This is a genomic window from Aquabacter sediminis (assembly GCF_028863665.1).
In the GTDB taxonomy this organism is placed as follows: domain Bacteria; phylum Pseudomonadota; class Alphaproteobacteria; order Rhizobiales; family Xanthobacteraceae; genus L1I39.
In genome coordinates, this window is the sequence record NZ_JARBFX010000001.1 from 453,219 (window position 1) to 466,513 (window position 13,295).

Sequence of the window (13,295 nt, forward strand, 5' to 3'; positions counted from 1 at the left end):
ACTCCTCTTTTGGTTGTACCTCCTTCATAGCTTTCGGTTGTGATGCCGGGGCAGCGGCGCCGGTCAAAGACCGCTTCGGCGGTCAAATCGCGCCCTGCGCCGCGCTCTCCCGTGGCGATGAGAATCCAGGTACGGTGGTGCCGCGCCACTGACGCTCGTCTGGCATCTTGGGCCTGAAGCGAGGAGAAGCGGCCGCTTGTGCGAAGACGCCGCTTTCGAGGGGAGCATGACTGTGCAGCGCGCTGGACTGCGACAAAGGCCCCGTCTCCGGGACGCTCTAAGGCACCTGCCGATGCGCACCCTGGCAAGTGTGCTTCTCCTCGTCATGGCGACCCCGGTCCTGGCGCAACAGAGCCGCACGCAGGAGACGGGCGAGCGTTCGCAGGCAATTTTGTGTCCGGCCAACCCCGCAGGCCAGCCAGGCGCCGAACATTGGGCCTCCCCTGCCCAGGCCAATGCCCACGACAAGGCGCCCGAGCCCTGCCGTTCCTGCGACGACCCGCGCAACGCGAGCGCGGACACGTGCAAGGTCCGTCGTTTCATCACCTCCCCTGCCTGCGCGGGCGGCCGCTGCGCTGATGGCCAGGGCGCCTTCATGGCCAATCGGCGGCCAGAGGGAGGCTTTGTGCTCCAGTACGATACCCGCTTCCAGAGCCCCGACACGTATCCCAGTGCGAGGGGGGAGAATTGCCGGTTCATTCTCTGGGCCCTGGCTCCCGTGATTGGGATCGAGGACACCACTGGCCTTTCGGTGCGCAATTACTGGTCAGACGCCTATTTCGCCTCCCAGTCCCTTGTGACGCCGGCCTTTGGACGGGACGGGCTGGCATTCCTTGCCCAGTCCGCGCGGAACCGCAGCCAGCATCAGCTGCATATTCATATCGGCACCCTGACGCCGCCTTATCGGGCCGCGCTCGCGCGGCTGGACCGGGGAGCGGGTGACGTCGTCGCGCAGTTTCATGTCAATGGCTATGACGCCCGCGCCCGCATATTCCCGGTTGCGTCCGGGAGCGATCCCTTCGCCGGCCGGGACGTTGGCGCCATCGCCCGAGCCATGCTGCCGCAGGGGGCTGCAGATCTCACCACCCATGGCGTGCTCGCGGCCCTAGTGGACGATGGAAACATGCTGGTCATCCTCGTGGCGCCTCAGCTCGACCGGGTCGAACTGAACTACAAGGCGCCTCATGCCTGCCGGTTGCGCTGAAGCTGGCACCGAGGTCCTCGAGCAGACGGCTCAAAAGGAAGTTGCCCCGCGGGCCTTGCCGCACTTGCTCCTCCCGTCCCTTTCCGATAAAGCCGCGCTTTCCGTTTTTCAGGGATGGAAGCGATGAGTTCGCGGCCCGTGGCCGTCATCATGGGCAGCCAGTCCGATTGGGACACCATGCGCCATGCGGTCGAGACGCTGGAGGCACTGGGCATCGGCTGCGATCCGCGCATCGTCTCGGCCCACCGCACGCCTGATCGCATGGTCGCCTTCGCCAAGTCCGCCCGCGCGGAAGGCTTCAAGGTGATCATCGCCGGGGCCGGTGGCGCGGCGCACCTGCCGGGCATGGTTGCGGCGATGACCACCCTCCCGGTGTTCGGCGTGCCGGTGGAATCGCGCACCATGTCGGGCCTCGACAGCCTCTATTCCATCGTCCAGATGCCGGCGGGCATTCCGGTGGGCACGCTTGCCATCGGCAAGGCCGGCGCCACCAATGCGGCCCTGCTGGCCGCCTCCGTCCTTGCCTTGTCTGATCCCGAGCTCGCCACCCGCCTTGAGGCTTGGCGCGCCGCACGCACCGAGGCCGTGGCCGAACGGCCGGTTTGATCTTCATGCTGAAACCCGGTTCCACCATCGGCATTCTCGGCGGCGGCCAGCTCGGGCGCATGATCGCCCTGAAAGCTGCCCAGCTTGGCCTGCGCACGCAGATCCTGTGTCCCGACCCGGACAGCCCCGCCTTCCGCGTGGCGGACGGCCATATCTGCGCGGATTATGAGGACGAGGCGGCACTGGCCGAACTCGCGACCCGTTGCGACGTGGTGACCTACGAGTTCGAGAATGTGCCCCTTGAAACCGCCGAGTTCCTGGCGGCGCGGGTGCCGCTGCGCCCCGGGGCGCGGGCGCTCGCGGTGACGCAGGACCGACTGGCGGAAAAGAGCTTCGTGCGCGACCTCGGCATCGAGACCGCGCCCTTCGCCCCCGTCGAGAACCTTGCGGACCTGCAAGCGGCGGTCGCCGCCATCGGCCTGCCTGCGGTGCTGAAAACCCGCCGCTTCGGCTATGACGGCAAGGGCCAGGTCACCATCCGCCCCGGCGACGACCTAGCGGCCGCCTGGACCGCCATCGGCGCCCAGAGCGCCATCCTGGAAGGCTTCATCGCCTTTTCCCGCGAGGTGTCGGTCATCGGCGCCCGCTGCTCGGATGATGCGTTCGCCGCCTTCGACGTGACGGAGAACGAGCACCGCAACCACATTCTGCACCGGTCCACCGTGCCGGCGCGGATCGGCGCCGAGGCGGCCAAGCAGGCGCGCGGCATTGCCTGCCGCATTTCCAGCGCCCTGGACTATGTGGGGGTGTTTGCGGTGGAGCTGTTCGTGTCCGGCGAAGGCCCCAGCGAGCGGGTGATCGTCAATGAGATCGCGCCGCGCGTGCACAATTCCGGCCACTGGACCATGGACGGTGCCGTCACCTGCCAGTTCGAGCAGCATGTGCGCGCCATTGCCGGCTGGCCCCTGGGCGACCCCGCCCGCCTCGGCCATGCGGAGATGATCAACCTTATCGGCGATGATGTGGATGCCTGGTCGCACATTCTGGCCGAGCCGGGCGCGCACCTGCACCTCTACGGCAAGGACGAGGCGCGGCCAGGCCGAAAGATGGGACACGTCAACCGCCTGCGCCTGGACGGTCCGGTCGAGGGTGGCTGCTGAGCCGCCGCAGTAGGGCCCCGCTATCAAAATACCGTCGATTGGCACGCCGGGCCGACCGGATGGACCGTGCGGGTGCGCCCGCGCGATCGCCCCTTGCCGCGGCGGGCTTCCATAGTACCATGGCAGCGAGATGAGGACGGGGACAACAGATCCGCGACTCAAATCGATTTAACCGGCACGCCAAACCTCAAAGCCGGGCCATTGGTGGAGGAAACAGATGTCCGTTCTTCGTTGCGGGCTCACGGCCGCGCTTGCCCTCGGGTCCGCCCTCATGCTTGCCGGGCCGGCCAGCGCCCAGACCAAGCTGAAATGGGCCCATGTCTATGAGACCTCGGAGCCCTTCCACACCACCTCTGTCTGGGCGGCGGAGGAGATCAACAAGCGCACCAACGGGCGCTATGTGATTGAGGTCTATCCGGCCTCCCAGCTCGGCAAGGAAAGCGACATCAACCAGGGCCTGACGCTGGGCACCGTGGACATGATCATTTCCGGCTCGTCCTTCGCCGGAAAGGCCTATCCGCCCATCGGCGTGACCTATTATCCCTACACCTTCCGCGACGCGGATCACCTCATCGCCTATTCCAAGAGCGACGTCTTCAAGGAACTCGCCAAGGGCTATGAGGACAAGACCGGCAACCACATTGTGGCGGTCACCTATTATGGCGTCCGGCAGGCCACCTCCAACAAGCCGTTCAAGACCTGCGCCGAGATGAAGGGCCTGAAGATCCGCGTGCCGGACGCCCCCGCCTACCTCGCCATGCCCAAGGCGTGCGGCGCCAACATCGCGCCGATCGCCTTCGCCGAGGTCTATCTCGCCCTCCAGAACGGCACCGTGGATGCGCAGGAAAACCCGCTGACCACCATCGAGGCGAAGAAATTCTACGAGGTGCAGAAGAGCATCATCCTCACCGGGCACATCGTGGACCACCTCAACACCATCGTCTCCAAGGGGCTGTGGGCGAAGCTGAGCCCTGAGGACCAGAAGATCTTTACCGAGGTGACACAAGAGGCCGCCGCGAAGGCCTCCAAGCAGGTGCAGGCCCGCGAGAAGGAACTGCTTGAGGTGTTCAAGCAGAAGGGCCTGACCATCGTCGAGGTGGATACGAACGACTTCCGCGACCAGGTGATGAAAACCATCACCTTCGAGAGCTTCGGCTATCGCAAGGCCGACTGGGACCGCATCCAGGCCATCAAGTCCGGCTCGTGAGCACCCTGCCGGGCGCCAACCGCGCCCGGCCCGCCTCTCCCTCGCATGATCGCCGCTCCGGCGGGCCTGTGCCGCCTGCCGGATGCCCTCCCTTTTGCGTCGCCCGGAATCGCCATGGCAGAACAGGCTTTCACCCGCGAGGTCCACACGCAGGTCACCGGCGAAGAGCTGGCCCACACCTTCGAGGAAACCGCGCCCGTCGACCTCTCCCCCTACGCACCGGAGGACTGGATCACCCTGATTGTCTTCTGGGGCATGGCGGGCCTGGTCTTCACGCAGTTCTTCACGCGCTATGTGCTGAATGACAGCTTCGCCTGGACCGAGGAATTGGCCACCTATTGCCTGGTGGCCGTGGTGTTCCTGGGGGCGGCCATGTGCGTGCGGCTCTCGCGGCACATCCAGGTGGACCTGCTCTACCGCTTCCTGCCCGCGCCAGTGGGGCGGGCGATGGCCATTGCGGTGGACCTCTTTCGCACCGGTTTCTTCGCTTATGCCTGCTGGCTGATGGTGCGCTACATCGATCTTGTGGGCGACGAGCCCATGGTGATGGTGAACGCGCCGAAGAGCGTCGTCTATTACGCGGTGCTGGCGGGCTTCGCCCTGATGCTGGTGCGCTCGGTGCAGGTGATGGTCGCCAATGTCCGGCGTGGCTATTCCATCCTGGAGCGCCCCGAGGCCTTCGACGGAACGGAGGCCTGACATGTGGATCCTGATCGGTGCCTTTCTCGGCCTCATGATCTGCGGCGTGCCGGTGGCCCTTGCCATGGCCGGCTCGTCTTTGCTCTACATCCTCGTTTCCGGCACCGTTCCGGACGTGGTGATCGCCCAGCGCATGATTGCGGGGGTGGAAAGCTTTCCCCTCCTCGCCGTGCCCTTCTTCATCCTGGCCGGCAACCTCATGAACATCGCCGGGGTGACCGGGCGGATCTACAGCTTCGCGGTGGCCCTGGTGGGCTGGATGCGGGGCGGCCTGGGCCAGGTGAACATCATCGGCTCGGTGGTGTTTTCCGGCATGTCGGGCACCGCCATCGCGGATGCCGCCGGCCTCGGCACCATCGAGATCAAGGCCATGAAGGACCATGGCTATTCCACGGAGTTCGCAGTCGGCGTGACGGCTGCCTCGGCGACGCTCGGCCCGATCATCCCGCCCTCCCTGCCGTTCGTGATCTACGGCATGATGGCCAATGTCTCCATCGGTGCGCTGTTCCTGGGCGGCATCCTGCCGGGCCTGTTCATGACGGTGCTGATGATGGTGACGGTGGCCTATTTCGCCCACCGCAACGGCTGGGGAAGCGACGCCAAATTCTCCCTGCGGCGCCTTGCCAGCGCGGGCCTCGAAGTGGTGGTGGTCGCCTGCTTTCCGCTTGGCGTCTACATCCTCATGGCGTTGGGGCTGACCACCAATCAGGCGGTCCTCATCGCGCTCGCCATTCTGCTGGCCGCCGACTGGTATTTCGACTTTTCCGCCGTGATGGCCCTCATGGCGCCAGTCATTCTCATCGGCGGTATGACGCTCGGCTGGTTCACGCCCACGGAGGCTGCCGTGGCGGCGGTGATCTGGTCCCTGTTCCTGGGCCTGGTGCGCTATCGCACCATGACCTTCAAGACGCTGGCCAAGGCCACCTTTGACACCATCGAAACCACGGCCTCCGTGCTGTTCATTGTCACCGCCGCCTCGATCTTCGCCTGGCTGCTCACCGCGAGCCAGGCCGCGCAGACCCTGTCGGACGCCATATTGGGCTTCACCCAGAACAAATGGGTGTTCCTGCTGCTGGCGAACCTCCTGATCCTGTTCGTGGGCTGCTTCATCGACACCATCGCGGCCATCACCATCCTGGTGCCGATCCTCTTGCCCATCGTCCTGAAGCTCGGCATCGACCCCGTCCATTTCGGACTGGTGATGACGCTGAACCTGATGATCGGCCTGCTGCATCCCCCGCTGGGCATGGTGCTGTTCGTGCTGGCGCGGGTGGCCAAGCTTTCGGTGGAGCGTACGACGGTCGCGATCCTGCCTTGGCTGGTGCCGCTTCTGATCGCGCTCATCGCCATCACCTACATCCCCGACCTGACGCTCTGGCTGCCGCGCACCATGGGGCTCGGCAAATAGGCCCAGGGCGGCGCCCCCGCCTTCGCGCGGGGGCGCGAAGCCCTTGGCGGGGCTCATTGCGTAACAGCGTTAACGATGTCTTGCGATGGGCAAGGCCGACCGGCTGCCCTCGCCCCTCCCCTTTGCTAGGATGAGGACACCTGGCATGGGACGCTCGCCAGGCGTGTCGAGGCGTCGATGTTCTTCCTGTTGCGCATGGCCTTCTGGCTGGCCCTCATTCTTCTGATCCTGCCCATCGGCACGTCCAGCGACGGCGGGCGGCAGATCGGGGCATGGCAGGCGCTCAGTGCCGCCCAGTCGGTGCTGGCGGATGCGCGCGGCTTCTGCCAGCGCCAGCCGGATGCGTGTGAGGTGGGCGGCGAAATGGTCTCCCACATCCTCGACAAGGCGCAGATGAGCGCCAAGTGGCTCTATGAGAATTTCGGCTCCCATACGGGCACCGAGGCGCCCCGTGCGCCCGACGCGGCCCATGGGGGCAATACGCTGACCCCGCAGGATCTGCTGCCGAACTGGGGCGGCGAGCCCGCCCCCGCCGGGGCGGCGCCCCAGGCGCCCAGCTTCAGCGTCCCCTTGCCCCAGCGCCGGCCGGCCTGAGCGCTTTCCCTTCGCACGCCCGGCTTCTATATGCTGGAAGCGGCCCGCATGGTGCGGCGCCGCAGGACCGTCCGCCGCGTGCGGGCGCGGCAGGGACAGGCGACATGGACGCGGAAGACCTCGTTGCGGACTTCGAGGTGCTGGACACCTGGGAAGACCGCTATCGCTATGTGATCGAGCTCGGCCGCAATCTTCCTCCCTTTCCGGAAGCTGAACGCACCGAAGCCAACAAGGTGCAGGGTTGCGCCAGCCAGGTCTGGCTGGTGAGCCACACGGAGGCGGGACCGAACGGCCCGATCCTGCGCTTCGAGGGCGATTCCGACGCCCATATCGTGCGCGGCCTGGTGGCGGTGCTGCTGACCCTTCTGTCCGGGCGCTCGGCGCAGGACATCCTCGACACCGATCCGCTGGCCGTGTTCCGCCGCATCGGCCTGGAGGGCCATCTCACGCCGCAGCGCTCCAACGGCTTGCGCTCCATGGTGGAACGCATCCGCCAGCACGCCCGAAGCGCCGTCGCGGCCTGAGCGGCGGCGGCAGCTTTCCAGGCAATGCGCGCTATAATACCTCCCGTTGCATAATCTTACACAGGCGATGGCGGCACTGGCTTACGACCGCCTTGAACGGGCCGCACAGCCGTGCTTGGGAAGCATCGGGGGCAAGACCCGTTCGCCGGTGGTTCAGTGACTGCCGGTGGAGGACCATAGAATAAGCGACCCGGCGCTCGGCCCGGCCAATTCTCTCACCCGCCGGCCGGAGCGGGCAGAGGGGATAGCCGGAGAACAGCCACCCGCAGCCATGCGGGACATGCGGCGCGCGCCGGGCGCCCTGAGGAGTGAATGATGGTGCGCGTTCTGGTGACCGGCACGGCGGGGTTCATTGGCTGTGCCGTTGCGCAGCGCCTGTTGCGGGACGGCGCCACGGTGCTGGGCATCGATTGCCTCACACCCTATTATGATCTCGGCCTCAAGGAGGAGCGGGTCAAGCTCCTGCGCGGCTCGCCCGCCTTCGCGGAGCGGCGTATCGACCTTGCGGACGGTCCGGCCACGCTCGCGGCGGTGCGGGACTTCCTGCCGGACGTGGTGGTTCACCTCGCGGCCCAGGCCGGCATCCGCTATTCGCTGGACGATCCCAGGAGCTACACCCACTCCAACGTGGAAGGCACGCTGTCGGTGCTGGAAGCGTGCCGGGCGGTGCCCGTGAAGCACCTCATCTATGCCTCCTCCTCGTCGGTCTATGGCGCCAATACACGCGTGCCGTTCCGCGAGACCGACCGCGTGGATGCGCCCGTCTCGCTTTATGCCGCCACCAAGCGCGCCAATGAGCTGATGGTCCAGACCTACAGCCACCTCTTCCGCATCCCCGCCTCGGGGCTGCGCTTCTTTACCGTCTATGGCCCGCTGGGGCGGCCGGACATGGCCTATTTCAAGTTCACCAAGGCCATTTTCGAGGGCGAGGAGATCGACGTCTACAATCACGGCCGGATGAAGCGTGACTTCACCTATATCGACGAGGTGGTGGAAGCCATCGAGCGGTTGATGCTGCTGCCGCCGGTGGATCGTCTCGCCGAGGGCGACATCGAGCCGGGCCGCATCCTGCCGGACGTGCCGCACCGCCTGTTCAATGTGGGCAACCATACCCCCATCCCGCTCGAGCGCTTCATCGACGTGCTCGAGGAGATTATCGGCCGCAAGGCGCGCCGTCGGCTCCTGCCCATGCAGCCGGGGGACGTGGTGAGCACCTTTGCCGATGTCAGCGCCCTCCAGCAGGCGGTGGGTTTCTCGCCCTCCACCCCCATCGAGGTGGGGCTGACCGAATTCGTGGACTGGTACCGCGCCTTCTACAACGTGTCCTGATCTCTCACGGCGCCGACAGCGCCAGAAGATCCACCGCCTCTAACATCTCCCTTTCGTCCAGGCCGGCAAAGCCCAGGCGAAAGGCTTGGGGTGCGTTCGCCGCGTCCAGGCAGAAGGCCCGCGCCGGCGTGACACTAAGTCCACGCTCGCCCGCAGCCGCGCTCCAGCGTCCCGCATCGTTCCCCTCCGTCAACCGCGCCCAGAGCGCCAGCCCGCCCTCCGGCGGCGCAAAGGCCAGGCGATCCCCCAACCTGTTCGCCAGCAGGTCGCACAGGACGTTGCGGCGCGCCTCATAGATGCGGCGGCTCTTGCGCAGATGGCGCCAGAGGTCCCCGTCCCGCATGAGGGCGGCGACGGCCAGTTCCAACGGCACGTCACCCTGCCGCTCGATGGCACCGCGCAGGTCCGCCATGCGGTCCAGCACATCGGCGGGGGCGGCCGCGTATCCAAGGCGAAGGCCCGGCGCCAGCAGCTTGGAGAGCGAGCCCACATAGACCAGTTGCACCTCCCCGCCCGCCCGCGCGGCCAGCGGCAAGACGGGGCGACCGTCGAAGCGATAGTCGTGGTCGTAGTCATCCTCGATGAGGGCAAGGCCGGTGCGACGCGCCAGGTCCAGCAGCGCCACCCGGCGGGCCGCCCCAAGCGTCACCGTGGTCGGATAGTGGTGATGGGGCGTGACATGGAGCGCGCGGAGCGCAGGCTCGGCCTCCAACGCCCGCTCCAGCGCGGGGATGGACAGCCCGCCCCCATCCACCGGCACCCCCACCACCCGCAGCCCCGCCGCCCGGAAGGCGTCCGCAGCAAGGGGATAGCCCGGTTCCTCCACCGCAATGGCCTCGCCCGGCGCGGCGAGGGCACGGGCGGCGAGGAAAAGCGCCATCTGGCTGCCGCGGGTCACCAGCACGTCCTGCGCGCCGATGGGCAGTCCACGATGGGCCGCCAGATGCTGGGCCAGTTGCTCCCGCAGCGCCTCGGCCCCGCGCGGATCGCCATAAGAGCCGGCGGCGCGCAGGTCCGGTCCGCGCAGCACCCTGCGCAGAGCGCGCGCGATCTCCGCCACCGGGAGCAGGCGCACGTCGGGCGCGCCGTCCGAAAAGGACAGGCGGGGCTTGCCCGCTGTCGCCGTTCCCGAAGAGACACGATTGGCGGGGCGCGGTGCGGCCGGGGTGGCGTGACCCGGCAGGTCACGGGCCACGTAGGTCCCGCTGGAGGCGCGCGCCTCCAGCCAGCCCTGGAGCACAGCCTCCTGGTAGGCGGCATCCACCGTGTTGCGGTTGAGTCCCAGACTCCGCGCCAGGGCGCGTGTGCCCGGCAGACGCTGCCCCGGCCGCAGGCGGCCGGCAGTGATGGCGGCGATCAACGCCTCGCTCAATTGAAGAAAGACCGGTCGGGCGCCCGCTGGCTCCAGGGTGAAGACGATCTCGTCCATCAACCGGCCTACCTCATTTCTAGAAACTGGCTCTTTTTGCCCATCCGGCTGGCTCCTATCAAGCGGCCCGCAGCCATAGGAGGAAGGACCATGCTGAAGACCGCCGTCGCGCTCCGGCACGTCCAGTTCGAGGATCTCGGCACCTTCGCGCCCGTGCTGGAGGCCGCAGGCTATCGGATCCACTATTATGACGTGGGCCTCGATCCCCTCTGGACCCTCGATCCGGTGCGGACCGATCTCATCATCGCGCTTGGCGGGCCCATCGGCGTCTACGAGACCAAGGCCTATCCGGTCCTCCTCGACGAACTGGACCTGCTGCGCACGCGCCTTGCCGCCGGCCGTCCCACTTTGGGCCTGTGCCTGGGCGCCCAGCTGATGGCAGCGGCGCTTGGTGCGAAGGTCGGCGCCACGGGAGCGAAGGAGATTGGATTTTCCCCCCTCGCGCTGACGCGGGAGGGCGAGGCAAGCCCCCTGCGTCCTCTGCGCGGCGTGCCTGTGCTGCACTGGCACGGCGACATGTTCGACCTGCCGCCGGGCGCCCGGCACCTGGCCGCAACGCCGCTCTGCCGCAACCAGGCTTTTGACGTGGGGGCAAACATTCTGGGGCTGCAATTCCACCCAGAGGCCGACCTTGCCACCGGTTTCGAGCGCTGGCTCATCGGCCATGCGGTGGAACTTGCGGGCGCCGGCATCGACCCCGGAACGCTGCGCCACGCGGCCGCCCGCAACAGCGAGGGTCTTCGCGCAGCTGGCTCGGCCATGCTGCGCGACTGGCTGGCGGGCCTTGAGCCATGACGGTGGCTTTGGAGGCCCTCCTTGTCGGGCAGGTCGCGCCCTTCGGCCGGCGTGGTGACCCGAGCGGCATCGCCAAGCGGCCGGTGGCCGAACCTGTCCACCTGACGCGCCTCGGCTTTACCGGCGACGGCCAAGGCGACGTGCGCCATCATGGCGGGCGGGACAAGGCCGTGCATCATTATGCCATCGAGCATTACGCGTCATGGCGGGCGGAGATCGGCCACCGCGAGGTGCTGGATGGCGCGGGGGCCTTCGGGGAGAATCTCTCCACGCGCGGGGTCACGGAAGCGGACGTCTGCCTGGGCGACGTGTTCGCCCTGGGCGGGGCCGTGCTGGAAGTCAGCCAGGGCCGCCAGCCCTGCTGGAAACTCAACCACCGCTTCGGCCAACGGGACATGGCGGTGCGTGTACAGCGCAGCGGGCGGACGGGCTGGTATTACCGCGTGCGGCAGGAGGGACAGGTGGCGCCGGGCGATGCACTCGTGCTGCTGGATCGCCCCTTGCCGCACTGGCCGCTGACCCGGCTCTGGCGCCTGCTTTACGTGGATATGGGCAACCGGGAGGGACTGAGCGAAATGTCTGGCCTCGCTGCGCTCCCGGAGAGCTGGCGCACCCTCGCCCGGCGCCGGCTGGAGAGCGGCCAGGTGGAAGATTGGCGCCGCCGGCTGGAAGGGCCCGATGCGGCGCAGGAAGGATAAGGGCCGGACTTTGTATGCAATGACATACACAAATTCCTGCCCTCTTCCGCTCCGGCTGTTATAAGGGGCCGAGCCCGCGCCGCGGCTCCCTGGACGGATGGAGACATGGCCGGAACGCCCCTTTGCGATGACGATGCCGCGCCGGACAGGACCCCAGCGGCCGAGGCCCAGCCCTTTGCCCATCTCTCCCGAGGCGAGGCGGCATATCGGGCGATACTCGACCAGATCCGCGAGGGCGTGCTGAAGGCGGGGGACCGGTTGCGCGAGCAGGATGTGGCCGCGCGCTTCGGCATGAGCCGCACCCCGGTGCGCGAGGCGCTCGGACGGCTCCTGGAGAAGCGGCTCCTGGAATCGTCCGGCGGGCGCGGTCTCACGGTGCGGGCGCTGTCCCCCTCCGAGGTCATCGAGCTTTATTCCATGCGCGAAATCCTGGAAGGCGCCGCTGCGCGCCTCGCCGCGCAGCACGCCTCGCCCCCGGAGCTCGCGGCGCTGGCCGACCTTGAGGCCGCATTTGGCCGGGAGGGGGCCGATTATGCCGAGCTGGCGCGCCTCAATCGCGATTTCCACACGGCCATCCACCGCGCCGCCCGCAACGCCTATCTGGACGAAGCCACGCGGGTGCTCGACGACAATATCGCCCTGTTGGGCATCAGCACCTTCTCCGCGTCCGGCCGGCCGGAAGCCGCCCGCGCCGAGCATAGGGCCATCCTGGAGGCCATTACCGCGCGCGATGCGGATGGCGCCGAGCAGGCCGCTCGCGCCCATATGCGGGCGGCCTTGCGCACCCGCCTGTCGCTGGTCCCCTCCCATCGCCCCTGAGCCGAGAGGGGAACCCTTGGGCGCCTGCCGGGTTCGCGTCACGCACGCATAGGAAACCGGCCATGGCACCGCGCACCTTCTGGAAGGGCTATCTGAAGCTCTCGCTCGTCACCTGCCCGGTGGCCATGACCCCGGCCACCACAGAGAGCGCCAAGGTGCGCTTCCACACCTTGAACCGGGCCACCGGCAACCGGGTGGTGAGCGAATATGTCGATGCCGTCTCGGGCAAGGCGGTGGAGGATGACGACCTCGCCCGTGGCTATCCCACCGGCGAGGCCAGCCATGTGATCGTCGAGGACGAGGAACTGGAGGCGGTCGCGCTGGAGAACCGGCGGACCCTCGACATCGAAATGTTCGTGCCGGCCGACAGCATCGGCTGGATCTTCCTCGACCGGCCCCATTTCCTGACCCCCGACGACAAGGTGGGCGAGGAAGCCTATTGCGTCATTCGCGATGCCATGGCCGCGACCGGCCAGGTGGGCATCTCCCGCCTCATCCTCCAGGGTCGGGAGCATGCGGTGATGCTCGCCCCTCGCGACGGCGGGATCGTGGTGTGGACCTTGCGCTATGGCGACGAGGTGCGCGATCCGCAGAAGGTGTTCGAGGCAATCGGCAAGTCAGCCCCCGACGCCAAGGCCATGAAGCTGATGACGGCGCTGATCGACGAGCGCAGCCGGGACTGGAACCCGGACTTCGTCTCCGATCCCGTGCAGGCCAAGCTCCTGGACATCATCGCCGGCAAGAAGACGAAAAAGCCCCGCAAATCCTCCAAGGCCGCTCCCGCGCCGAAGGAGACCGGCGGCGACAATGTCGTCGACATCATGGAGGCCCTGCGCCGCAGCATCGCCGGCGACGCATCGGCAAAGCGCAAAAGGTGAGGGCC

The 13,295-nt window shown here is 67.4% G+C and carries 14 protein-coding genes; 13 read left to right on the plus strand and 1 reads right to left on the minus strand.

What is annotated here, in order from left to right; all coding sequences use genetic code 11:
* Positions 1 to 292 precede the first annotated feature (292 nt).
* From PV781_RS02055 to PV781_RS02095, 9 genes are all read left to right on the plus strand, one after another.
* Positions 293 to 1,204, plus strand: coding sequence for a CDP-diacylglycerol diphosphatase (locus tag PV781_RS02055; protein WP_274773960.1), 912 nt, complete (start codon positions 293 to 295; stop codon positions 1,202 to 1,204).
* 123 nt (positions 1,205 to 1,327) lie between these two features.
* Positions 1,328 to 1,810, plus strand: coding sequence for a 5-(carboxyamino)imidazole ribonucleotide mutase (purE, locus tag PV781_RS02060; RefSeq protein ID WP_274773961.1), 483 nt, complete (start codon positions 1,328 to 1,330; stop codon positions 1,808 to 1,810).
* Between the two features lie 5 nt (positions 1,811 to 1,815).
* Complete coding sequence (locus PV781_RS02065) at positions 1,816 to 2,910, plus strand: 5-(carboxyamino)imidazole ribonucleotide synthase (RefSeq protein WP_274773962.1); 1,095 nt, start codon at positions 1,816 to 1,818, stop codon at positions 2,908 to 2,910.
* 271 nt (positions 2,911 to 3,181) lie between these two features.
* A complete protein-coding gene (locus PV781_RS02070) occupies positions 3,182 to 4,117 on the plus strand; it encodes a sialic acid TRAP transporter substrate-binding protein SiaP (RefSeq protein WP_425532350.1) in 936 nt (311 codons plus the stop codon).
* Positions 4,118 to 4,231: 114 nt separating this feature from the next.
* Complete coding sequence (locus PV781_RS02075; RefSeq protein ID WP_274773964.1) at positions 4,232 to 4,816, plus strand: TRAP transporter small permease; 585 nt, start codon at positions 4,232 to 4,234, stop codon at positions 4,814 to 4,816.
* A 1-nt stretch (position 4,817) separates the two neighbouring features.
* Positions 4,818 to 6,224: a TRAP transporter large permease gene (locus tag PV781_RS02080; protein WP_274773965.1), complete on the plus strand. Its 1,407-nt coding sequence runs from the start codon at positions 4,818 to 4,820 to the stop codon at positions 6,222 to 6,224.
* A gap of 177 nt (positions 6,225 to 6,401) precedes the next feature.
* Positions 6,402 to 6,818 carry a DUF5330 domain-containing protein gene (locus PV781_RS02085; protein ID WP_274773966.1) on the plus strand — a complete coding sequence of 139 codons (417 nt, stop codon included), beginning with the start codon at positions 6,402 to 6,404 and terminating at the stop codon, positions 6,816 to 6,818.
* 104 nt (positions 6,819 to 6,922) lie between these two features.
* Complete coding sequence (locus PV781_RS02090; RefSeq protein ID WP_274773967.1) at positions 6,923 to 7,342, plus strand: SufE family protein; 420 nt, start codon at positions 6,923 to 6,925, stop codon at positions 7,340 to 7,342.
* 312 nt (positions 7,343 to 7,654) lie between these two features.
* Positions 7,655 to 8,671 carry an NAD-dependent epimerase/dehydratase family protein gene (locus PV781_RS02095; RefSeq protein ID WP_342455435.1) on the plus strand — a complete coding sequence of 339 codons (1,017 nt, stop codon included), beginning with the start codon at positions 7,655 to 7,657 and terminating at the stop codon, positions 8,669 to 8,671.
* Positions 8,672 to 8,675: 4 nt separating this feature from the next.
* On the opposite strand, the gene pdxR is transcribed toward PV781_RS02095, so the two are convergent.
* Positions 8,676 to 10,100, minus strand: a complete 1,425-nt coding sequence (gene pdxR / locus PV781_RS02100) for a MocR-like pyridoxine biosynthesis transcription factor PdxR (RefSeq protein WP_274773968.1) — start codon at positions 10,098 to 10,100, stop codon at positions 8,676 to 8,678.
* A 90-nt stretch (positions 10,101 to 10,190) separates the two neighbouring features.
* On the opposite strand from pdxR, the gene PV781_RS02105 reads away from it, so the two are divergent.
* The 4 genes from PV781_RS02105 (at position 10,191) to ku (ending at position 13,290) form a co-directional block, all read left to right on the plus strand.
* Positions 10,191 to 10,895 (plus strand): glutamine amidotransferase, encoded by a 705-nt coding sequence (locus PV781_RS02105; RefSeq protein ID WP_274773969.1) that lies wholly within the window; start codon positions 10,191 to 10,193, stop codon positions 10,893 to 10,895.
* Positions 10,892 to 11,593 carry an MOSC domain-containing protein gene (locus PV781_RS02110; RefSeq protein WP_274773970.1) on the plus strand — a complete coding sequence of 234 codons (702 nt, stop codon included), beginning with the start codon at positions 10,892 to 10,894 and terminating at the stop codon, positions 11,591 to 11,593. Before PV781_RS02105 ends, PV781_RS02110 begins: the two co-directional genes overlap by 4 nt.
* A 105-nt stretch (positions 11,594 to 11,698) precedes the next feature.
* Complete coding sequence (locus tag PV781_RS02115) at positions 11,699 to 12,412, plus strand: GntR family transcriptional regulator (protein ID WP_274773971.1); 714 nt, start codon at positions 11,699 to 11,701, stop codon at positions 12,410 to 12,412.
* Between the two features lie 62 nt (positions 12,413 to 12,474).
* Positions 12,475 to 13,290, plus strand: coding sequence for a non-homologous end joining protein Ku (ku, locus tag PV781_RS02120; RefSeq protein WP_274773972.1), 816 nt, complete (start codon positions 12,475 to 12,477; stop codon positions 13,288 to 13,290).
* Positions 13,291 to 13,295 lie beyond the last annotated feature (5 nt).